Origin of the sequence: Rhizobium etli CFN 42 (genome assembly GCF_000092045.1) — a bacterium.
GTDB lineage: Bacteria > Pseudomonadota > Alphaproteobacteria > Rhizobiales > Rhizobiaceae > Rhizobium > Rhizobium etli.
The window spans coordinates 920,635-941,376 of record NC_007761.1 but is presented as its reverse complement, the minus strand read 5'-3'; the positions used below and the strand labels follow the sequence as shown (position 1 = coordinate 941,376).

General features: G+C 63.2%; 17 protein-coding genes. 3 read left to right on the top strand and 14 right to left on the bottom strand.

Going from position 1 to position 20,742, the window contains the following annotated elements; all coding sequences use genetic code 11:
- The first annotated feature begins 116 nt into the window (after window positions 1-116).
- Window positions 117-683: a DUF6101 family protein gene (locus RHE_RS04510; protein ID WP_004680407.1), complete on the top strand. Its 567-nt coding sequence runs from the start codon at window positions 117-119 to the stop codon at window positions 681-683.
- An 82-nt stretch (window positions 684-765) separates the two neighbouring features.
- On the opposite strand, the gene ubiA is transcribed toward RHE_RS04510, so the two are convergent.
- From ubiA to RHE_RS04485, 5 genes are all read right to left on the bottom strand, one after another.
- A complete protein-coding gene (gene ubiA, locus RHE_RS04505; protein WP_011424243.1) occupies window positions 766-1,725 on the bottom strand; it encodes a 4-hydroxybenzoate octaprenyltransferase in 960 nt (319 codons plus the stop codon).
- A 116-nt stretch (window positions 1,726-1,841) separates the two neighbouring features.
- Window positions 1,842-2,654, bottom strand: coding sequence for a MipA/OmpV family protein (locus tag RHE_RS04500; RefSeq protein WP_011424242.1), 813 nt, complete (start codon window positions 2,652-2,654; stop codon window positions 1,842-1,844).
- A 308-nt stretch (window positions 2,655-2,962) separates the two neighbouring features.
- On the bottom strand, window positions 2,963-3,544 hold the full coding sequence (locus RHE_RS04495) for a histidine phosphatase family protein (protein WP_011424241.1): 582 nt from the start codon (window positions 3,542-3,544) through the stop codon (window positions 2,963-2,965).
- 34 nt (window positions 3,545-3,578) lie between these two features.
- Window positions 3,579-4,838, bottom strand: coding sequence for an SAM-dependent methyltransferase (locus tag RHE_RS04490; protein WP_011424240.1), 1,260 nt, complete (start codon window positions 4,836-4,838; stop codon window positions 3,579-3,581).
- Between the two features lie 133 nt (window positions 4,839-4,971).
- Window positions 4,972-7,281 carry a Tex family protein gene (locus tag RHE_RS04485; protein ID WP_011424239.1) on the bottom strand — a complete coding sequence of 770 codons (2,310 nt, stop codon included), beginning with the start codon at window positions 7,279-7,281 and terminating at the stop codon, window positions 4,972-4,974.
- A gap of 246 nt (window positions 7,282-7,527) precedes the next feature.
- Between RHE_RS04485 and glyS the strand changes: the two genes are divergently transcribed.
- On the top strand, window positions 7,528-9,642 hold the full coding sequence (gene glyS / locus RHE_RS04480) for a glycine--tRNA ligase subunit beta (protein ID WP_011424238.1): 2,115 nt from the start codon (window positions 7,528-7,530) through the stop codon (window positions 9,640-9,642).
- Between the two features lie 241 nt (window positions 9,643-9,883).
- A complete protein-coding gene (locus RHE_RS04475; RefSeq protein WP_011424237.1) occupies window positions 9,884-10,372 on the top strand; it encodes a DUF523 domain-containing protein in 489 nt (162 codons plus the stop codon).
- A gap of 135 nt (window positions 10,373-10,507) precedes the next feature.
- Here RHE_RS04475 and RHE_RS04470 read toward each other — a convergent pair whose 3' ends face one another.
- The 9 genes from RHE_RS04470 to RHE_RS04430 form a co-directional block, all read right to left on the bottom strand.
- The gene (locus RHE_RS04470; RefSeq protein WP_042117989.1) at window positions 10,508-12,331 is read right to left on the bottom strand and encodes a methyl-accepting chemotaxis protein; all 1,824 of its coding nucleotides are present in this window, start codon (window positions 12,329-12,331) and stop codon (window positions 10,508-10,510) included.
- 426 nt (window positions 12,332-12,757) lie between these two features.
- Window positions 12,758-13,219, bottom strand: a complete 462-nt coding sequence (locus RHE_RS04465; protein ID WP_011424235.1) for a plant virulence effector HPE1-like domain-containing protein — start codon at window positions 13,217-13,219, stop codon at window positions 12,758-12,760.
- Between the two features lie 93 nt (window positions 13,220-13,312).
- Window positions 13,313-14,596, bottom strand: coding sequence for a phosphoribosylamine--glycine ligase (gene purD / locus RHE_RS04460; RefSeq protein ID WP_011424234.1), 1,284 nt, complete (start codon window positions 14,594-14,596; stop codon window positions 13,313-13,315).
- Between the two features lie 66 nt (window positions 14,597-14,662).
- On the bottom strand, window positions 14,663-16,594 hold the full coding sequence (locus tag RHE_RS04455) for a DUF2207 domain-containing protein (protein WP_011424233.1): 1,932 nt from the start codon (window positions 16,592-16,594) through the stop codon (window positions 14,663-14,665).
- Window positions 16,595-16,633: 39 nt separating this feature from the next.
- Window positions 16,634-17,896, bottom strand: coding sequence for a 3-phosphoshikimate 1-carboxyvinyltransferase (gene aroA / locus RHE_RS04450; protein WP_011424232.1), 1,263 nt, complete (start codon window positions 17,894-17,896; stop codon window positions 16,634-16,636).
- Between the two features lie 195 nt (window positions 17,897-18,091).
- The gene (locus RHE_RS04445; protein WP_011424231.1) at window positions 18,092-18,643 is read right to left on the bottom strand and encodes a LemA family protein; all 552 of its coding nucleotides are present in this window, start codon (window positions 18,641-18,643) and stop codon (window positions 18,092-18,094) included.
- Between the two features lie 61 nt (window positions 18,644-18,704).
- Window positions 18,705-19,256 (bottom strand): AAA family ATPase, encoded by a 552-nt coding sequence (locus tag RHE_RS04440; RefSeq protein ID WP_011424230.1) that lies wholly within the window; start codon window positions 19,254-19,256, stop codon window positions 18,705-18,707.
- The gene (locus tag RHE_RS04435; protein WP_011424229.1) at window positions 19,253-20,209 is read right to left on the bottom strand and encodes a glycine--tRNA ligase subunit alpha; all 957 of its coding nucleotides are present in this window, start codon (window positions 20,207-20,209) and stop codon (window positions 19,253-19,255) included. Before RHE_RS04435 ends, RHE_RS04440 begins: the two co-directional genes overlap by 4 nt.
- Window positions 20,210-20,535: 326 nt before the next feature.
- Window positions 20,536-20,727 carry a membrane protein gene (locus tag RHE_RS04430; protein WP_011424228.1) on the bottom strand — a complete coding sequence of 64 codons (192 nt, stop codon included), beginning with the start codon at window positions 20,725-20,727 and terminating at the stop codon, window positions 20,536-20,538.
- Window positions 20,728-20,742 lie beyond the last annotated feature (15 nt).

Genomic DNA, 20,742 nt, shown 5'->3' with positions numbered 1-20,742 from the left:
AACCGCAATTTTTAAGCTGTACGGAAGGGGGGCCGCCTATTGTCGGCCATAGAGGACGAAAAGTCCCGAGGAGAAGACCGCAAACCGGCTCTCAGGTAAGACAAGGGTAGAATGAAATGAACAATCCCGTTTTGAAGCCCGCTTGGGCTGGCACGACGCTGCGTCTCGATCCGTCCCGCTTCCCGCAGCAGGTCAGCTACGCCATCCATGATTGTTCGGATGACGTCAGCATCACCTTGGACGAACGCGGCGCGGTGCTGCGCAAAGTCCTTCCGTCCAGCGGCCTGCCGCTCTCGATTGCCCTGCCGAAGCGCGTCTTCAAGGGTGTCGCCGCCCGCGCCATCGACCATGGCGACGGCGAGGTGACCGTTACGCTCGAGCTTCACCATGCGGATCCGGAACTCTGCATTCCGCTGCTCGTCGCCCATGATCTCAGCGACATCGCCGCCGACTGGCGCAGCTGGTCCGAGGCCTTCCGCATTCCGATGCTGATGGTCGAGGCCGACGGCGTCGCGCGGCCGCTCGAAGACCATATCGGCGCGCTCCGCACCGGCGATCTGAAGCCGCGCCGCCGCCATTCCTACTTCGCCAACCGCCGTCCGCGCTTCCTGGTGCGCCGCACCACCGGCCAGCTCGGCGTCGCCATGCGGATCGAAGGCAAGGAAATCATCGCCCGCAACTGAGCGATATCGCGACACTTCGTTTTCGCGAACATTGGAAACCCGGCGCCCGCGCCGGGTTTTGTCGTTTCACGCGTCGCTCCATTCAGGGAATGGCGAAGAGCAGCGAAAAGAACAGGCCGAGGAAGATGGTCAAGCCGACGCGGTTGTTCGACTTGAAGAGCGCCAGGCATTGGGCGGGATCGTTGATATCAAGCCGGACGATCTGCCAGGCGAACATGCCGGCCGCGCCGAACAAGGCAATAAAGGCGATGAGATTGGCGCCGGCGAGCGCGAAGGCCGCAAACATCAGTACCAGCGTCAGCCCATAAAGGCCGACCAGCCATTGCCTCGTCTTATCGCCGAAGAGGCGCGCGGTGGAGCGCACGCCGATCAGCTCGTCATCCTCCTTGTCCTGATGCGCATAGATCGTGTCGTAACCGATCGTCCAGGCGACGGAGGCGGCATAGAGCAGGATGGCGGCAAAGGAGAGGCCGCCCAGAATGCCGGCCCAGCCCATCAGCGCGCCCCAGGAAAAGGCAAGGCCGAGATAGAATTGCGGCCAGTCGGTGAACCGCTTGGCATAGGGATAAAGTGCCACGATACCAAGCGAGAGCAGGCCGAGACAGACGGTGAACCAGTTGAACTGCAAGAGCACGAATAGGCCGACCAGCGCCTGAATGCCGATGAAGATTTTCGCGCGGGCACGGGTGACGCGGCCGGAGGGCAGCGGACGCGAACGGGTGCGCGCCACTTCCATGTCGATCTCGTGGTCGACGAGATCGTTATAGGTGCAGCCGGCGCCACGCATGGCGACGGCGCCGATGAAATAGAGGAAAAGGTGAGACACCAGCAGGCTGCCGGAATAGAGCCCCTGGCCGATCGCCGCGTTGGAGGCGAGCGTGGCCGACCAGAAGCACGGCCACATCAAGAGCTGCCAGCCGATCGGGCGATCCCAGCGTGCAAGCTGCGCATACGGCCAGAGCCACGGCGGCAGGATCCGGTAGACCCAGTTATCGGAAGGTGCGTCGGAGACGCGATCGTTAAAATGGTCGGAGTCTTGCATGCCGCTCATCTAGCGGCGGCCCGGCGATCCGGTCAAGAAGCGATCCCCGCGGCTCTTTGGCTCTTTGTTTAATGCAGGTCGTTATCCCCGGAACCGCCGCGGGCGATTACGCTGGCTCACTGCAGCGAGAAATTGAACTTGTAGGTCGCCGAGACGCCGATCAGGAGCTGGTTCTTCGAGCCACGGTCGCGCACCAGGCTGCTGTCGGCGGCGGGACCGGCAAGCCGCTTATATTCGAGGAAGGAGCTTGCCGACAGGTTTTCGGTCGCCTTCCAGGTGAGCGCCGCGCCGGCGCCATAGGACTGGATGCCCGACGAAGGTTTGTAGGGATCGAGGCCGCTTGCTGCGGCGTGCTTGGCGCTGACGCCGTAATAGGCGTCGTAATAGCCGCTGGTCGCAAATGTGGCGCGCGGGCCGCCCGACAGCTGCAAGTCGGGTGCAATATCGGTGAAGGCATCGACGGCAAGATCAGCGACGACGCCGTCATGGGAGCGGACGCCCTGGCGAACTTCGGCCCGGGCGCGCAGGAAATCGGTCGGATAGACCTCGGCGAAGCCGCCGACCTCGGCACCCCACTTGACCTTTTTCATGCCCTTCAGGTCGTGATCGTCATCAGCATCGCGCTCTGGCACGAACTTGCCGACGATGCCGGCGCGGAAAGCACCTTTGTCGATCAGAGCGAAAGAGGGATTGTCGTTGCGCGAGGAAAAGCGCGGGCCGGCGCCCTGCCGGCCGACTGAGATCAGCGGGCTGAACTTGAATTCATTGCGCGAGGCGCCTTCAAATTTCGGAGCCGAGAAGCCGGCGACGCCGACGTTCAGATACCAGTCGCCCGACCAGAAATGTTGCCCGCTGTCCTGTGCGGCCGCGGGAGCGAAGGATGAAAAAGCAATAATGAAAGAGATCGATACGACTGATCGATGAAACACGTCCGCACCCCAGAAAACGCAAAAACACAGCCGCGGAGGGCGGCGATGGCTGCATTTATCGTGAGGTCGTTACGCCAATGTTAACCACGGCGACCAAAGTGTGCCAATAAAAGTCCTGCCGTGCGGCCCCCTCATCTGCCTGCCGGCATCTTCTCCCCGAGGGGAGAAGGGAATCGCGGCAGCGTCTCGTTCCCTAGCACTGTAGCTAGGAGTGACGGCGGTGCTGCTCGCTGAGGGGGCCACACGGCACGGTGCCAACGGCGATTTCATCATTCTGAAGCGACATCACCGCACTCCCCCCAGCATCCCTACCGCTGGTTCCACTGACGAATGACCGGTTCGGCCAAGTCGTGTTCGTAGCCGAGCACGCTGATGCTTGTGGTATCGAGGGAAAAAAGCGCGCCGCCCTGCGGCGGCAGGCCGAGCCAACGGGCGGCAAGCACGCGCAGGAAATGCGAACTGGAGAAGATCAGGACCGGAGCACCCGCCTGGCGAAGCGCCTCGACCACGGCGTCGGCACGGGCGCCGACATCGGCAGCGGTTTCGCCACTTGGGCAGCCGTCGCGAAAGAGCTGCCAGCCGGGGCGCTTCCCCAGAATCTCCTTCGTCGTGATGCCTTCATAGGCGCCGTAGTCCCATTCGGCGAGATCCTCACGGATCACCGCGCCCGAGCCGAAGCCGGCGAGCGCGCAGGTCTTGCGGGCGCGCTCGGAGGGGCTCGACCAGACGGCAGCGAAGGAGAGGCCCGACAGCCGCTCGGCAAGCTTGCGGGCGGCGGCCTCGCCCACCGCCGTCAGCGGAATGTCGCTGCGTCCGGTGTGGCGCCCCGACCGGCTCCATTCAGTCTCGCCGTGGCGGACGAGATAGATCTCGGGAAACGCGCTGCTCATCGGCATGTCCTCTCATAGGTCCGACCGCTGTCGCTCAGAACGTCACCTTTTCCAGTGGTGCCCGCCTCGCCTCGAATTCCTTCAGCTTCGCTTCGTTCTCCGCGATATAATTGCGGTTGTCGGGAACGGCGAACTGGTTCTTGGCGATCTGGATCTGCAGGATGAAGAGCTCGTCCCAGCGGAAGCCCATTTCCGAACCGGCCAGATAAAACTCCCACATGCGGAAGAACTGCTCGTCGTAAAGGGCCACGGCTTCGGCCTTGCGCGCCACGAAACGCTCGCGCCAATGGCGCAGCGTATAGGCATAGTGCATCGGCAGGATTTCGATATCCTTGACCAGCAGCCCGGCCTTTTCGAGCGGCGGCACGACCTCGCCGACGGACGGGATATAGCCGCCGGGAAAGATATATTTCTCGATGAAGGCATTGGTGCCGAAACTCGGCTTCGGGCGGCCGATCGAATGCAGCACCATGACGCCGTTATCGTCGAGCAGATCCGATACCTTGCGGAAGAAATTGCCGTAATTGCCGATCCCGACATGCTCGAACATGCCGACCGAGACGATGCGGTCGAACTTCCGGCCGTTCATGGTGCGGTAATCCTGCAGCTCGAAACGGACCCGCTCGGAAAGGCCGCGCTTTTCGGCGCGGCTGCGGGAGACCTTGAGCTGCTCCTCGCTGAGCGTAATGCCGGTGAAATCGGCGCCCTCCGTCGCCTCCGCCAGATACATGCCCATGCCGCCCCAGCCGGAGCCGATCTCCAGGATGCGCTGGTTGGGCTTGAGCAGGAGCTTGGCGGCGATATGGCGTTTCTTGGCGAGCTGCGCCTCGTCGAGACCGATGCCCGGCGGCTCGAAATAAGCGCAGGAATATTGCCAGTCCTCATCGAGAAACAGATCGAAGAGCTTGGCCGAGAGGTCGTAATGGTGGGCGACATTGTGCTTGTTGCGATTGACCGGCACGCGGCTCTTCAGCTGCTGCCAGGCAATGCGGCCGACGAGCAGCGCCGCCATCTTGAAATCGAAGATCTCGTTGGTGGTGTTCTGCTTCACCAGCGACAGGAAGTCGTAGATGTTGCCCTGTTCGAGAATGAACCGGCCCTGCATATACATCTCCCCGAGCTTCATCGTCGGGTCGCGCCGGATGGCGTCTTCGGCCTCCTGATCGGCAAGGCGGGCGACCACCATCTCGCCGGTGCCGTCGCCGATCACGTGTGTCTCGCCATTGGCAAGGGTAAGTTTCAACGAACCCTTGCGGATGATTTGCTGGACGATCGATAAGAAAGCCGACGCCATGGACGCCTCGCAAATGTGACAGGATGGTCACATCAACTTAATAGCTCTCCCTCGCCTTACAAGCGCCGGATTTAGCAGTCCGCGCAGAACGCTGCCAAACTGTTGCATTTTTGCCAGAATACCGGCTAAACCCTTATTTTCGCTTCATGGCTTCGGCGAGTGCCGCGCCGAAAGCACCCTGGCTCTCTGGTTTCGGAGATGCGGGCCGGCGATCGTTCTGCGGTCGGCCGCCCTGACGTCCGCGAGAATCACCACGCGGCTGAGACGCCGAAGAACCATCGTCGCGGCGCATGGAAAGACCGATGCGCTTGCGCTTGGCATCGACTTCCACGACCCGCACCTTTACGACATCCCCCGCCTTGACGACCTCATGCGGGTCCTTGACGAAACGATCGGCGAGCTGCGACACGTGCACCAGACCGTCCTGGTGCACGCCGATATCGACGAAGGCGCCGAAGGCGGCGACATTGGTGACCGTACCTTCGAGCACCATGCCCGGCGTCAGGTCGGAAATCTCGTTGACACCCTCGGCGAAGGTCGCGGTCTTGAAGCTCGGACGCGGGTCGCGGCCGGGCTTTTCCAATTCGGCGATGATGTCCTTGACCGTCGGCAGGCCGAATTTTTCATCAATGAACTGACGCGGATCGACCGATTTCAAGACGGCGCTGTCGCCCATCAGCGCGCGCAGGTCGCGGCCGCAGGCGGCGACGATCTTCTTGGCGACGCCGTAGGCCTCGGGGTGGACCGAGGAGGCGTCGAGCGGCTCCTTACCGTTCGGAATGCGCAGGAAGCCGGCGCATTGTTCGAAGGTGCGGCTGCCGAGTCTTGCGACCTTCAGAAGATCGCGGCGCGTCTCGAAACGGCCCTCGCTGTCGCGGTGGCGTACGATGGCTTCGGCGATTGACGGGCCGAGGCCGGAGACACGGGCGAGCAACGGCGCCGAGGCGGTGTTCAAATCGACGCCGACGGCGTTCACCGCGTCTTCGACCACGGCATCGAGCGAACGCGACAGCTTCTGCTGGTCGACATCGTGCTGATACTGGCCGACGCCGATCGACTTCGGCTCAATCTTGACGAGTTCGGCGAGCGGATCCTGCAGGCGCCGCGCGATGGAGACGGCGCCGCGCAGCGACACGTCGAGATCGGGAAACTCGGCTGCACCGGTCGCCGAGGCGGAATAGACCGAGGCCCCGGCTTCCGAGACGATGACCTTGGTCGGCTTCGGGGCCGGCAGTTCGGCCAGCATGTCGGCCACCAGCTTTTCAGTCTCACGGCTGCCGGTGCCGTTGCCGATCGAGATCAGCTCGACATTGTGCTTGCGGATCAGCGATGCGAGCTCGACCTGGGCGCCGCGCACGTCGTTCCTCGGCTGGAAGGGATAGACGGTCGAGGTCGCCACCACCTTGCCGGTTCCGTCGACGACAGCGACTTTGACGCCGGTGCGAATGCCGGGATCGAGACCCATCGTCGCGCGCGAGCCGGCGGGGGCGGCGAGCAGCAGATCCTTCAGATTGCGGGCGAAGACATGGATCGCCTCCTCTTCGGCCCTTTCACGCAGCTCCCGCATCAGGTCGAGCGACAGCGACATGGAAAGCTTGACGCGCCAGGTCCAGCTGGCGACCTCCATCAGCCAGCGGTCGCCGGGACGGCTTGCACCGATCTCATAGGCCGCGGCGATCATGCGCTCGACCGGCTTGTTCGGCGAAGCGGTCTCGGCATCGGCCTCGATCGTCAGCGTCAGCACCTCCTCGTTCCAGCCGCGCAGCATGGCGAGCGCGCGGTGGCCGGGCGCCGTCGCCCAGCGTTCGGAATGGTCGAAATAGTCGGAAAACTTCTCGCCTGCCGCCTGCTTGCCGTCGACGACCTTGGCCTTCAGCAGCGATGCCTGGCGCATATGGGCGCGCAGCCTGCCGAGCAGATCGGCATTTTCGGCAATGCCTTCGGCGATGATGTCGCGCGCGCCTTCGAGCGCCGTCTTCACATCGGGCACATCAGCGGTGACGAAGCCCTCGGCGAGCGCCGCCGGTTCCTGGCCGCGGTCAGCAAGGATCGCCTCGGCAAGGGGGCCGAGGCCGCGTTCGCGGGCGATTTCGGCGCGGGTGCGGCGCTTTGGCTTATAGGGCAGATAGAGATCCTCGAGCTCGGCCTTGGTCTCGGCGCCGGCCACCTTGGCCATCAGCTCGTCGGTCATCTTGCCCTGGCTTCTGATCGATTCGACGATCGTGGCCCGCCGGGCTTCGAGTTCGCGCAGATAGACCAGCCGCTCGGCGAGATCGCGCAACTGCGTATCGTCAAGCCCGCCCGTCACCTCCTTGCGGTAGCGTGCGATGAAGGGCACGGTTGCGCCTTCGTCGAGCAGTTCGATCGCGGCTTTGGCCTGATCCGGCCGGGCATTGATTTCGGCCGCAATGCGGGCTGCGAGAAAACGGAGGTCTGCGGCCATGGGCTTCCCTGAATTTCCTGTTTCGACGAAATTTGCGGGACCATAGCGGCGAAAAGCGGCAAGGCAATGCCCGACTGTGGTTTCCACAGCGGAAGTTATTGGATTGGGGGCCACACGGCACAGCGCCTACCAACCATCCACCCCATTGCTCACTTCCGTTTTTGCGGTTGTGCAGATGCGGCATTCTTTGATAGCAGAAGCAACGTTTTGGATCGCCCTGCCCGCGGGCGCAAGGAAAAGTGTGACATGCCAAACCTTCTTCTCGAACTCCGCTCCGAAGAGATTCCGGCCCGCATGCAGCGAAAGGCTGCCGGCGACCTGAAGAAGCTCGTCACCGATGCGCTCGTAGAAGCCGGCCTGTCCTACGAAGGCGCGCGCGAATATTGGACGCCGCGGCGGCTGGCGCTCGACATTCACGGCCTGACGGCGCGCTCGGCCGATGTGCGCGAGGAGCGCAAGGGGCCGCGCACCGATGCCAACGAGAAGGCAATCGAGGGTTTCTTACGCGGCGCCGGCCTGTCGTCGATCTCCGAGGCGCAGGTGGTCAACGATCCGAAGAAGGGCGATTTCTACGTCGCGGTGATCTCCAAGCCAGGCCGCGCGACGGAAGAGATCGTCGCCGAGGTGATGCCCGGCATCATCCGCGATTTCCCCTGGCCGAAGTCGATGCGCTGGGGCAAGGCTTCCTCCGCGCCGGGAGCGCTGCGCTGGGTGCGGCCGCTGCAATCGATCGTCTGCACCTTCGGCCCCGAACATGAGGAAACCACCGTCATCCCCTTCGAGATCGACGGCATCACCGCCTCCAACATCACCTACGGCCACCGCTTCCATGCGCCCGAGGCGATCATGGTGCGGCGCTTCGACGATTATGCGGCGAGCCTGGAAAGGGCGAAGGTCATCCTCGACGCCGAGCGGCGCAAGGACATCATCCTGCACGACGCCCGCGACATCGCCTTTGCCAATGGGCTCGAACTGGTGGAAGACGAAGGCCTGCTGGAGGAAGTTTCCGGCCTCGTCGAATGGCCGCAGGTGCTGATGGGCAGCTTCGAGGAGGACTACCTCTCCATTCCCTCGGAGATCATCCGGCTGACGATCAAGACCAACCAGAAGTGCTTCGTCACGCGCAAACAGGGCGAGGACACGCTGTCGAACCGGTTCATCCTCGTCTCCAACATTGAGGCGAGCGACGGCGGCAAGGAGATCGTCCACGGCAACGGCAAGGTTGTGCGGGCCCGGCTATCGGATGCACTGCATTTCTGGAAGCGCGACCAGGGCAACCTGCCGGATCTCGAGACGCTCGCAGCATCGGCGGCAAAGTTTGGCCTCGACCTGCAGAAGCCGCTCGACCAGCGCATGGCCAAGCTCGACGCACTCGATGTGACCTTCCATGCCAAGCTCGGCACGCAGGGCGCGCGCGTCGCCCGCATCCGGGCGCTGGCACAGAAATTGGCTGCGGTCACCGGCGCCGATGCGGCGCTCACCGATCGCGCCGCCGTGCTTGCCAAGGCCGATCTGCGCACCGAAGCCGTCGGCGAATTTCCAGAGCTGCAGGGCCTGATGGGCCGCAAATATGCGGCACTGCAGGGCGAGAATGCCTCCGTTGCCGCAGCGATCGAGGACCACTACAAGCCGCAAGGCCCGTCGGACCGGGTGCCGGAAGACAAGGTGGCGATCACGTTGGCGCTTGCCGACAAACTGGATACGCTGACCGGCTTCTGGGCGATCGACGAAAAGCCGACCGGCTCCAAGGACCCTTTTGCACTGCGGCGTGCAGCCCTCGGCGTCGTCAGGATCCTGCTGGAGCGAGGAATCCGCCTGCCGCTGTTGGCAACAACAAGGGATGGCGACCTGCTCTCCTTCTTCCACGACCGCCTCAAGGTCTATCTGCGCGACCAGGGCGCCCGCCACGATCTGATCGACGCCGTGCTGACGCCTGAAGCCGACGACCTGTTGATGGTGGCACGCCGCGTCGAGGCGCTGACGGCCTTCATCACCTCGGAGGATGGCAAGAACCTGCTCGCCGGCACCAAGCGCGCGACGCAGCTGCTCGCCGCCGAGGAGAAGAAGGGCACCGTCATCGCCGACGGGGTTTCGCCGGCGCTCTTCAAGCTCGACGCGGAGAAGGAGCTGTTCGCCGCCATATCGAGCGCCTCGAAGGATGCAGCGAATGCCGTGGCTGGCGAAGATTTCCGCTCCGCGATGGAAGCGCTTTCCAAACTACGCGGCCCGGTCGACCGCTTCTTCGAAGACGTGCTCGTCAACGACGAGGACGCCGCGATCCGCGCCAACCGCCTCGCCCTGCTCAGACTGATCCGCGAAGCAACGGGAACGGTGGCGGATTTCTCGAAGATTTCGGGATGATATAGCCAGCACGATCGGGCACTTGCCACGTGGATGCTCGGGTAAGCCCGCTTCGCGTCAGTCTGGCACCGTCTACCAAATTCGAGCCACATGTCTCGGGAGATCGGCGAGAACGGTGAGGTCGCGGCAGAGGGCGTCGAGAAGTCGCGGCAATAAAATGAACGACAAATGCAGTTCGTATCCCTCGGAGAGCTGTCACCAACGCTGGCGTTGCCGCCACTGCGGCGCTATTCAAACAGCTATGCAGAGCAAGATCCTCGTCAGCGCCTGCCTCATGGGCCACGCCGTCCGTTATGACGGGCGGGCGAAGCCGTTGCTTCATCCGGTAATCGAGACGTGGCAGGCAGAGGGGCGGCTGGTGACGATCTGTCCGGAGATGTCGGCGGGCATGCCGGTGCCGCGATCGCCGGCGGAGATCGCAGGGGCGGCAACCGGCGAAGAGGTGCTGGCCGGCAGGGCGCGGGTCGTGGAGCTGACGGGTGGCGACGTGACGGCAGCGTTTCTGCAGGCGGCGGAGAATGCCGTGGCGCTCGCACGGCAAACCGGCTGCCGCTACGCGCTGCTCATCGACGGCAGTCCGTCCTGCGGCTCAGGGTTTATCTATGATGGCACGTTTTCCGGACGCCGGCAGGCCGGCAACGGCGTAACGGCGGCGGCGCTGAAAGCGGCCGGGGTCGAAGTGTTTTCCGATGGGGAAATCGGCCAATTGATCGGCCGTCTGGCACCATAACCCCAAACGACACGGCCGCCGGAGAACCGACGGCCGCTATGAATTTGGTGCTGAAAATCCTGCCTGTTCCCGCGCCGCTTATGTTTTTACGCAATTCCTGACGGAAAACCGCTTCACACTTTTCCTGGAATTGCGCTAGGCAGCGCGGCGACCCTGATGCATGGCGGGAGCAGCACCGGCACTGCCGACCCGGAAGCCGCGGATGAGATCGATCAATTCGTCGGTGTCGCTGGCGAGCGTCTCGGCCGATGCCGTGGTCTCTTCGGCCATGGCGGCGTTCTGTTGGGTGGCGGCGTCGAGCTGGTTCACCGACGTGGAGATCGAGCGCAGCGTCGTGTCCTGTTCGGAGGCGCTGTGGGCGATCTTGGCGACGATCTCGTTGGCGGCCTTGATCTGGTCGGAGATGCGCTTCAGCGCCTCACCTGCCTCGCCGACCAGACGGACGCCCTGATGGACCTGGCTGGAGGAGCGGGCGATCTGGTCCTTGATCTCCTTTGCTGCGGCGGCGGAGCGCTGGGCGAGTTCGCGCACTTCCTGGGCGACGACGGCAAAACCCTTGCCGGATTCGCCGGCCCGGGCCGCCTCGACGCCGGCATTCAAGGCCAGGAGGTTGGTCTGGAAGGCGATCTCGTCGATGACGCCGATGATCTTTGATATCTCCGAAGACGATTTCTCGATGCCGCTCATCGCCTCGATCGCCTCGCTGACGATCGCATCGCTATGGGTGGTCTCGGCGCTGACGGCCTGCACGCGCTTGCTCGCCTCATGGGCGCCATCGGCGGTCTGGCGGACGGCGACGGTAAGCTCATCGAGGGCGGCGGATGTTTCCTCCAGGCTTGCGGCCTGGCGCTCGGTGCGCTGCGACAGCTCGTTGGAGGCGCGGCGAATCTCTTCCTTGCTGGTGCCGATGTCACTGCCCTTGGCGCTGACTTTGGCCATGGCGGCTTCGAGATGCGACAGTGCATCGTTGAAGTTGTCGCGAAGGGCGGCGTATTTCTGGCCAAGATCGGCGCAGCGAACGGTGAGGTCGCCGCGGGCGATCAGCTCCAGCGCCTGACCGATCGTCGTCACGACGCGGGCCTGGAGTGCGGCCTCGTCCTGCTGCTGGCGCAGGTTGTTTTCGCGCTCGCTTTCCAGCGCGAGCTGCTGTGCCGCCTCGCGATCGGACATCTGATGGCGTTCGCGGATCTTTTCCTGCAGCGACAGCGTCGCCTTCGCCATCATGCCTACCTCATTGTTCATGCCCGTATGCGGGATGGCAATGGAAACGTCCTCTTCGGAGACGGCCTTCAAGGCAGCATGGACATTGTTGAGAGGGCCCGAAATGCCGCGAATGACGACGTAGGCGGCCGCCATGGCAAGGAAGAAGAGAACGATGCTGCCGGAGAGCGCGGTCAGGATCGTGCTGTTAATCTGGGCATCGAGATCGTCCATATAGACGCCGGTGACGACGACGACCTTCCAGGGCTCGAAGGCCTGGCCATAGGCAGTCTTGCGATAATCGCCGGCCGGCTGGCCCGGCTTGCTGGTGGAATAAAATTCGACGAGACCGCCGCCCTGCTGGCCGAGCTTGACCAGCTCTTCACGATAGAGCTTACCCTTGCTGTCCGGCTGCCCCTTCAGGTTCTGTCCGACCTTGGAGGCATCATAATGGAACATCATCTGGACATCGTAGCTGTAGCCGAAGAAATAGCCGTCCGGATCGTATTTCATGCCGTTGACGGTGGCGTAAGCTTGCTTCTGGGCATCCTCCAGCGTCATCTCGCCTGCGGTGACCTTGGCCTGGTAAAGCTTGAAAACCGAGATGGCTGACTGAACCTCGGCACGGAGCATGTCGTAACGCTCCTTGTAAATCGCATCGACCGAGGAGCGGATCTGCAGGGACGTGGCGATCGCAAAGGCCGCCATCAAGCCGACGATCAGCAATATGAGCTGCTTCGATATCTTTAAATTTTTCATGATTCCTCGCAAAGGGGAATGAGGGAATACATTCCGGTGCGGTCTTCTACCGCCTGTGCGAGCGCCTCTGAGAGGGACGCGTCTACCGCTGCTGAACAACATGCTGCGACCGGCGAGTAAGAATTGAAGCTGACTCGATAAAGAAAGCTTTAATTTTGTTCAAAACGACGCGGATTTCCCTAAGAATCAGGGGGCGGAGTTACAAGGCCAACCGCTGATTTTTACCGAACATCACTTGTTTTCGCGCTGCAGATCTGCCGGCGCTCAAAAGCAGGAATGCACCCCCGCTTCTCTTCGAGGGTGCATTCGCTCCACCGCGGTGGAACCCCAAGCGATCGAAACCTCGATCGGGAGGGGCAGGGAACTGTCGCAGCGGCTCAAATTGGCTTAGTCTAGTGGCGCATAGCGCTCAGACGCCGTGGTTTTTTAGAAACGCAGCTTGAATTCGGAAACGTCGAGAGCCGCCGGCGGCTCAGCCATTCCGGCAGCGACCGGCCTGGCATCGCCGCCGATGACGGCTGCGGTCGTTGCGTCCATGTCGATGCCTTGGGAGGGCGGCATCGACGGTTCGGCGGCAGCCAGGGCTTCCGGCGTTGCCTTGCTGACGAAGAGGACCGGCGAACCGCCCATCCAGGCTTCGGTGCGGTAGATCTTCCTTTCGCCGCCAATGTCGCGGACTTCGCTCGCCTGGAGGAGGCCGGGTTTCAGTTGGGGCACCGTATAGTCCCTGCGGCTCTGCTCGGCCTGCAGCGGCGGGCAAGAAGTGCAGCTTTCAGTGACGATGCTGCCTTCGGCACGCACTGCCGTTTTGCCGATCACCTCAATCGAGGAGGCCATCGCCGAGCCTGCCATCAGCAGGATTGCCGCACCGAGGAAAATCTGACGCATCAACGCACCTCCGTCTCACTACGGCAGCGGTATAGCGCAGCTTCGTTTCCATCCCGTCAGGGGAAAGGGTAAAAATTTAAGGAACGCGGCGGTTTATGCTTTGTCCGAGGCCTTTTCCCGCTCGGTCGCACGCCAGCCGATGTCGCGCCGGCAGAAGCCGTTCTCCCACCGAACCCTATCCAGCAGGGCATAGGCGCGGCCCTTCGCCTCGGCAACCGTGCCGCCTGACGCAGTGACGTTGAGCACGCGGCCGCCGGTCGCGACCAGCACGCCGTCCTTCATGCCCGTGCCGGCATGAAACACCTTCTCGCCCTCGCCTGCCTCGGGCAGGAATTCAATCGGCGTGTTCTTCTCGTAGGCGCCCGGATAGCCCTTCGAAGCCATGACCACCGTCAGGGCCGGATCGTCGCTCCATTCGGCGCTCACCTGATCGAGCGTGCCATGGGCGGTGGCGAGCAGCAGCGGCAGCAGGTCGCTCTTCAGGCGCATCATCAGCACTTGGCATTCCGGATCGCCGAAGCGGACATTGTATTCGATCAGCTCCGGCCCCTTCTCAGTGATCATCAGGCCGGCGAAAAACACGCCGGAGAAGGGATAACCGCTCTCGGCCATGCCACGGATCGTCGGCTCGATGATCTCCTTCATGGTGCGCTCGACCATCTCGGCGGTCATGACCGGCGCCGGCGAATAGGCGCCCATGCCGCCGGTATTGACGCCGGTATCGCCCTCGCCCACCCGCTTGTGATCCTGGGCGGTCGCCAGCGGCAGCGCATGTTTTCCATCGCAGAGACAGAAGAAGCTCGCTTCCTCCCCCTCGAGATAGGCTTCGACGACGACTTCGGCGCCGGCGGCGCCATAGGCGCCCTCGAAGCAATCATCGACCGCGGCCAGAGCCTCGTCGAGCGTCATCGCAACCGTCACGCCCTTGCCGGCGGCCAGTCCGTCGGCTTTGACGACGATCGGCGCGCCTTGGGCGCGAATATAGGCTTTGGCTTTCGGCGCGTTGTTGAAACGCTGGTAGGCGCCGGTGGGAATGCCGTAGCGGGCGCAGATATCCTTGGTGAAGCCCTTCGAGCCCTCGAGCTGGGCGGCACCGGCGGAGGGGCCGAAGACTGCCAGGCCATCGGCGCGCAGCCGGTCGGCGAGGCCGGCGACGAGCGGCGCCTCGGGCCCGACGACGACCAAATCGATCGCCTTCTCCCTGCAGAAGGCCGCGACCGTCTCGTGATCATCGATATTCAAGGGCGCGAGGACGGCATGCTCGGCGATGCCGGGATTGCCGGGGGCAGCGTAGAATTCGCTCAGCAACGGCGATTGCGCCAGCTTCCAGGCGAGCGCATGCTCGCGTCCGCCCGATCCGATCAACAGAACCTTCATGCGCGACCCCTTTCCTGTTCTGTCAGGCGGTTAAGGGCCAAGCGCCGAAAGGTCAAGCGGGAAAGCTTACCAGCCGCCGCCTCCCCCGCCTCCACCCCCTCCGCCGGACGAGCCACCACCGGAAAAACCGGAGGATGAACTCGAGGGCGGCGAGGGTATCGTCGAGGCGATGGTGGAGGCCATCGACGAGGAGAAACCGCCGACGCGGTCGGAGAAGCTGCCGCTGTTGAAATCACCGGAATACCAGGAGGGCGCATAGGCTGCGGCCGTGCCAGCGGCGGCGGCCGCAAGCCAGGTCTCGAAGGTGCGCGACCAGGGCTTTTCGACACCCAAAGCCACCGCGTAGGGGAGCAGCGTCTCGAAATGCTGCGGCGACATTTGTGGCGCACCGGCCATATTCATGCGGTCCTTCTCGGCCAGCGTCAGATATTGCCGCAGGCCGTCAACGCCGTCCATCATCCTGGCGCCGAGCGGGGTCGGCGCGCCCATGATGAAGAGATAGAGGATGTTGAGCAGCACGATACCGCCGATGGCGAAGAGCATCGGCGTCTCGTGCAGTTCCACCAGAGACGAGGCAAACGTCAGCACCATAATCGCCAGGATGCTGACGCCCACGAAAACGCCGACTGCCGCGGCAATGATGGCCATGACCTTGGCGAACAGCGATCTTCCGTGGTGCAGCGACTTGACCAATCCGGCGATGAAGACGGCAATGAAGACCGAGATGGCGATCGGGATCAGCATCAGCGCGATCGTGTCGGGCTCGAGCGAGCCGAAGACGAACAGCGTCACCAGGGCGGCGGCACTGAGCGCGACGCCGCCTGTGGTGTAGCCGATGTTGGAATTATAATATTTGCCGCGATGCTCCCTCTCGATCGCCGAACGGAAAGACTGGCCGACCGTTTTCACCCGCTCGCCATTCGCCTCGTCGATCGTCAGCGTCCTGCCTTCGCCGCCGGCGACTTTCAGCAATTCGGCCTCGCCGGCCTGGAATTTCTCTTTGCCCAGCGGCTTGCCGGTGCCGCGGATGATGATCGAATCCTTGAGGTCTTCGAGCTTGACATAGCCGCGCACCGCAAGATTGAGCGCGGTTGCAGCAAGCGCCGTCCAGCCGCCGCCGGAGAAGCCCTTATTGTCGATGTAGTTGACCAGCGCCGGTGAGAGGCCATCGGGCGCGTCCCAGCGCGGCACCACGACGCCGCGGGCGGGATCGCGGCCGACCTTCAGCCAGGATCTGAGATAATAGGCAAAAACCAGGATCAGGCCGCCGAAGCCGATGAAGTAATTGCGGTTGTCCTTCAGCCACCAGGTGCTTTCCATGTCCGCGCTCGGCGGATCGATCGAGCCCTTCGGCATGCGGATCGCAAAGGTCAGGCCTTCCTTAGGCCCCAGAGGCGCGGTGCTGGAAAAGACAAGGCCGGCGCCGCTTTCCCTGACACGGGCATCCTTTCCTCTGGCGCCCTGCGGGCCTGTAAAGAAGGTCGTCTCAGTAGCAGCGACACCCGGCGGCAGCGTCACTGTCGCCGTCACTGAGCGGATTGGGAAGATCCAGCCATTGCCGGTGACATTCCAGTAAAGCTCGTCATGATCGTCGAAATAGCGGATCTGGCGGTTGGTCTTGTAGGTGAAGACGTAACGATGGGGGCCAGGCGTCACCGTCACATCGGCGGAACCTGCATAGATGCGGATGCCGCCCGCAATCGATTCCGTGTGCCAGGGTTCGTCCTCGCCATCGCGGGTGACTGACACCATATCGAAGTCGACGCTGCGGCGGCGGCCTTCGGCATCCGTGAAGTAGAGCGGGAAATCACGGAAGATGCCGTGATTGATCCGGTTGCCCTCGGCATTGACGGTGATCGTTTCCGTCACCGTCATCGCGCCGCTCTGCTGGAGGGCAATCTCGGAGGCGAAGCTGTTGATCACCTCGGCGGCAAAGGCCGCCGGGGCGGCCACTAACAAGAGCAGCGCCAAGCAAAAACCGAAAAACCGACGCCCCATCCGCTGTCTCCCCCGCCGACTGCCCCGGCTGCGCTTGCTTCAATCCTTGTCCCGATAGGTCACGCCGAGAGTGGCGAGCGTCCGCCAATAGGCGGGGAAGGTCTTGCCGACGCAATCGGGGTCGAGAATGGTGATGCCACCGATCTTGAGGCCGGCGAGCGCAAAGCTCATGGCGATGCGGTGGTCGGCAAAGGTGTCGATCTCGGCCGGCAGCGTCTGACCGGCCAGAGCAGGATCGGAATGGACGATCAGATCGTCACCCTCCTCAACGGCCAGGCCTTCGCGGATATTGTTGAGCCCCGAGGACAGGGCGCGGATGCGGTCGCACTCCTTGACGCGCAGATTGGCGATGCCGACGAAGCGGACCGGCGTCTCGTTGAAAGCGGCAAGCACGGCGATCGTCGGAACGGCATCCTGCATCTGCGAGCCATCGATTTCGGCCGGCAGATGCGGGAATTTGGCGATCGTCTCGTAGGCTTTGGCATCCGGCTGGGTGAAGGCATCGTTCGGCACGCCGAGATCGATCCTGCCATCGCTCAGCACTTCGGCCGCCCAGAGATAGGTCGCGGCGGATGCATCCGGCTCGATAACGAAGTCGGCGGCGCGGTAGCCGGTCGGTTCGACGCGCCAGGTGACGGGGCTTGTCTTTTCGACCTTGGCGCCGAAGGCCTTCATCGCCGCGGTGGTGAGATCGATATAGCCAAGCGCACCGATATCCTCGCCGACGAGTTCGATGTCGACCGGACGGTCGCCGCCCGCCGCCATCATCAGCAGCGCCGAAACATATTGGCTGGACAGCCCGCCATCGATCAGGATCCGGTCGGCCTCGAAGCGGCCGGTGCCCCTGACGGTGACCGGCGGGCAGCCAGTCTCGGCGCTCACATCGATGCCGAGCTTGCGCATCGCCTCGACCAGCGGGCCGATCGGCCGCTTGCGCATATGCTCATCGCCATCGACGATGACGGTGCCGTCGACGAGAGCCGCAGCCGCCGTCAGGAAGCGCGTGGCCGTGCCGGCATTGCCGAGGAAGAGCGGCGCCTTCGGCGGCGTGAGCCTGCCGCTGCCGGTGACGACGAAGGTGGTGTCGTCGGGCTCGTCGATCGCAACGCCCATGGCGCGTAGCGCATCGGCCATATAGCGCGTATCGTCGCTCTTCAGCGCACCGGTCAGCCGGCTTGTGCCCTTGGCAAGACCGGCGAGCAGCAGGGCGCGATTGGTGATCGACTTCGAACCCGGCGGCATGGCGCGGCCCGAAAGCGGCTTTCCCGGCGGGATGATCGTGAGTTTGGCGGTGCGTGTCATGCTATGTCTTCCGTCCATTGGCGAGCCTGAAGCGCATCGCGATCTGTCAGATTCGCTTGGCCCGCCCTTTAGGTCTTTGGTTTTGCGCACGTCGTTATCGCAAAACCGCTTCACACTTTTGCGCGACATGCTCTTGCCGGCCGCGGTCTGCTCCTGCTCTTAATCGCTTTTTCGCAAAGGCAAAATGCCGGATCGTCAGAATTTCACGCTGGGGACGGCGCGGTCGGCTTCGTTGGCGATTTCGAAATACTCACGTTTGGCAAAACCGAACTGGCCGGCGACGAGATTGGAGGGGAAGCTTTCGACCTTGACGTTGAGGTCGCGCGCCGCGCCGTTGTAGTAACGCCGCGCCATCTGCAGCTCGCCCTCCATAGCTTCCAGCGAAGCCTGCAATTCGGCGAAATTCTGGTTGGCCTTGAGATCGGGATAGGCTTCAGCGAGCGCGATGACGCGGCCAAGCGCCTGGCCGAGCAGCCCTTCCGCCTGCGCCCTGCCGGCGACATCGCCCGATGGCACGGCCTGCGCCTTGTTGCGGAGCGCAACTACCTCTTCGAGCGTCGACTTCTCATGGGCGGCATAGCCCTTGACCGTCTCGATCAGGTTCGGGATCAGATCGGCGCGGCGCTTGAGCTGGACGTCAATGCCCGACCAGGCTTCCTCCGCCATCTGGCGGGAACGCACCAGCCCGTTGTAGATGAAGACGATGTAGAGTGCGATGACAGCGACGACGGCAAGTGCAATATACATCGCGAATCCCCTGCGGCGAAGTAATGTTCGCGCGGAGACTACGCGGGTTTGCCGGCTGCCGTCAAACGCCGATATCAGCGAGGATTCGGGCCGCCGTCTGCTCCGGCGAAAGGTTCGTCGTATCAATTTCGACTGTGTGTTCAGCCAGTCCGCGCAACAGTTTGTAGGTCGCCCGGAGCTGTTGCAGCTTCGCCGTATCCGTCAGCTTGAGCGCGTCGGATCGGCCGGGAGAGATGAGGCGCCTGGCATTCTCCTCCGGCGCGCAATCGAGCAGAACCGCGACCAGATGCGCGCCTCTGGCGACAGCCAGATCGAGATACCAGGAGAACATCGCCCTATCCTGCTCGTCATCCGCAAGAGCATCGGTAAAGACGAAACTTTCAGCCGGATCGGCGTGCACGGCGTGGTCGAAAACCGCCCGCCGAATCTGCTCACGCAGTGATGCATGCAGAGGGTTGCTGCGGGCGAAAAGAGCTTCGGCCGGATTAAGCAGCGTGTGGTTGTCGATGAGCCGCGCGCCGAGCCTTCTCGCGAGCAATCGGCCGACCGTCAGCTTCCCGGTGCCTGGCCAGCCGTTGAGATGGACTATACGGCTGGCAGGCTTTTGCGTCATGCCGCCTCTTTCGACAGGTTGACGCCGCCGGCGTCGGTCAGCAAAAAGGCTTCACCGCAGGCCTTGGCGAGCGTGCGTACCCGCAGGATGTAGCTCTGGCGCTCGGTGACCGAGATGACGCCGCGGGCGTCGAGCAGGTTGAAGACATGGCTGGCCTTGATGCACTGGTCATAGGCCGGGAAGACGCATTTGTGCAGGCGCTGGTTGGCGCTGTCATCGGGCGCGCCGGCATCGAGCAGCGACCGGCATTCCTTCTCGGCATCGACGAAGTGGCGATGCAGCATCTCGGTATTGGCGAATTCGAAATTGTGACGCGAATATTCCTGCTCGGCCTGCAGGAAGACGTCGCCATAGCTGATCTTCTCGTCGCCCTCGCGGCCGTTGAAATTCAGATCGTAGACATTGTCGACGCCCTGGACATACATGGCGAGGCGCTCGAGACCATAGGTCAGTTCGCCGGCGACCGGCGCGCATTCGATGCCGCAGACCTGCTGGAAATAGGTGAATTGCGAGACTTCCATGCCGTCGCACCAGCATTCCCAGCCGAGCCCCCAGGCGCCGAGCGTCGGGCTTTCCCAGTCATCCTCGACGAAGCGGATGTCGTGCAGCAGCGGATCGAGGCCGATCGCCGCCAGCGAGCCGAGATAGAGTTCCTGCAGGTTAGGCGGGTTCGGCTTCAGGATGACCTGATACTGGTAATAATGCTGCAGCCGGTTCGGGTTCTCGCCATAGCGGCCGTCCGACGGGCGGCGCGAGGGCTGGACGTAAGCGGCCTTCCAGGGCTTGGGGCCGAGGGCGCGCAAGGTGGTGGCCGGGTGGAAGGTGCCGGCGCCGACTTCCATGTCGTATGGCTGCAGCACCGCACAACCCTTGTCCGCCCAGTAGCTATGCAGGGTCAGGATCAGCGCCTGGAAGGAGCGCTTCGGGTTCATATGGTCTGGGATAGCTGACATGGGATGGCACCGCTGGCTTGGGAATTATCGGCGCGACAGGTGCCATGGAGGGCGGCAGGGGTCAAGGGTTTTGCGGCGGTCGGCGACGCTGTGTGGTGACGCAAGCGGAGTTTCGCCGCCCTACCCATCCTGTATTTCGCTGCGCGGTGCCGCATATCCCTTCTCCCCAGCGGGGAGAAGATGCCGGCAGGCAGATGAGGGGGTGAGCTGCGATAGGAGCGAATGCACGGCGCGCAAGCGAAGGGCAATCAATGGCGTGCCGTGCGGCCCCTCATCCGACCCTTCGGGCCACCTTCTCCCCGCTTGGGAGGAGGGAGAATTGAAGTCTATTCCTCATCCCGTTTCAGCCGATATTCCCCCGTTTCCGGGTCCTTGACCAGCGTGCCGATCGCGCCTGTCTGGCGTTCCTTTTCGGCGCGGCGCGATTTTTCGGTGAGCTTGCGGGCATCGGAGACGAAGCGGCGGTAGAGCCACCAGGCTGAGAACACCAGGATCAGGATCGTGATAAGCTGTGCCATGCCCCTCTCTTGCTC

Excerpts from the sequence above, each read along its gene's own strand:
- aroA (WP_011424232.1), bottom strand. The coding sequence starts at position 17,896 with ATGACACGCACCGCCAAACTCACGATCATCCCGCCGGGAAAGCCGCTT.
- glyS (WP_011424238.1), top strand. The coding sequence starts at position 7,528 with ATGCCAAACCTTCTTCTCGAACTCCGCTCCGAAGAGATTCCGGCCCGC.
- RHE_RS04445 (WP_011424231.1), bottom strand. The coding sequence starts at position 18,643 with ATGTATATTGCACTTGCCGTCGTCGCTGTCATCGCACTCTACATCGTC.
- RHE_RS04510 (WP_004680407.1), top strand. The coding sequence starts at position 117 with ATGAACAATCCCGTTTTGAAGCCCGCTTGGGCTGGCACGACGCTGCGT.
- RHE_RS04465 (WP_011424235.1), bottom strand. The coding sequence starts at position 13,219 with ATGCGTCAGATTTTCCTCGGTGCGGCAATCCTGCTGATGGCAGGCTCG.
- RHE_RS04495 (WP_011424241.1), bottom strand. The coding sequence starts at position 3,544 with ATGAGCAGCGCGTTTCCCGAGATCTATCTCGTCCGCCACGGCGAGACT.
- RHE_RS04435 (WP_011424229.1), bottom strand. The coding sequence starts at position 20,209 with ATGTCAGCTATCCCAGACCATATGAACCCGAAGCGCTCCTTCCAGGCG.
- ubiA (WP_011424243.1), bottom strand. The coding sequence starts at position 1,725 with ATGCAAGACTCCGACCATTTTAACGATCGCGTCTCCGACGCACCTTCC.
- RHE_RS04455 (WP_011424233.1), bottom strand. The coding sequence starts at position 16,594 with ATGGGGCGTCGGTTTTTCGGTTTTTGCTTGGCGCTGCTCTTGTTAGTG.
- RHE_RS04475 (WP_011424237.1), top strand. The coding sequence starts at position 9,884 with ATGCAGAGCAAGATCCTCGTCAGCGCCTGCCTCATGGGCCACGCCGTC.
- RHE_RS04430 (WP_011424228.1), bottom strand. The coding sequence starts at position 20,727 with ATGGCACAGCTTATCACGATCCTGATCCTGGTGTTCTCAGCCTGGTGG.
- RHE_RS04490 (WP_011424240.1), bottom strand. The coding sequence starts at position 4,838 with ATGGCGTCGGCTTTCTTATCGATCGTCCAGCAAATCATCCGCAAGGGT.
- RHE_RS04485 (WP_011424239.1), bottom strand. The coding sequence starts at position 7,281 with ATGGCCGCAGACCTCCGTTTTCTCGCAGCCCGCATTGCGGCCGAAATC.
- purD (WP_011424234.1), bottom strand. The coding sequence starts at position 14,596 with ATGAAGGTTCTGTTGATCGGATCGGGCGGACGCGAGCATGCGCTCGCC.
- RHE_RS04440 (WP_011424230.1), bottom strand. The coding sequence starts at position 19,256 with ATGACGCAAAAGCCTGCCAGCCGTATAGTCCATCTCAACGGCTGGCCA.
- RHE_RS04470 (WP_042117989.1), bottom strand. The coding sequence starts at position 12,331 with ATGAAAAATTTAAAGATATCGAAGCAGCTCATATTGCTGATCGTCGGC.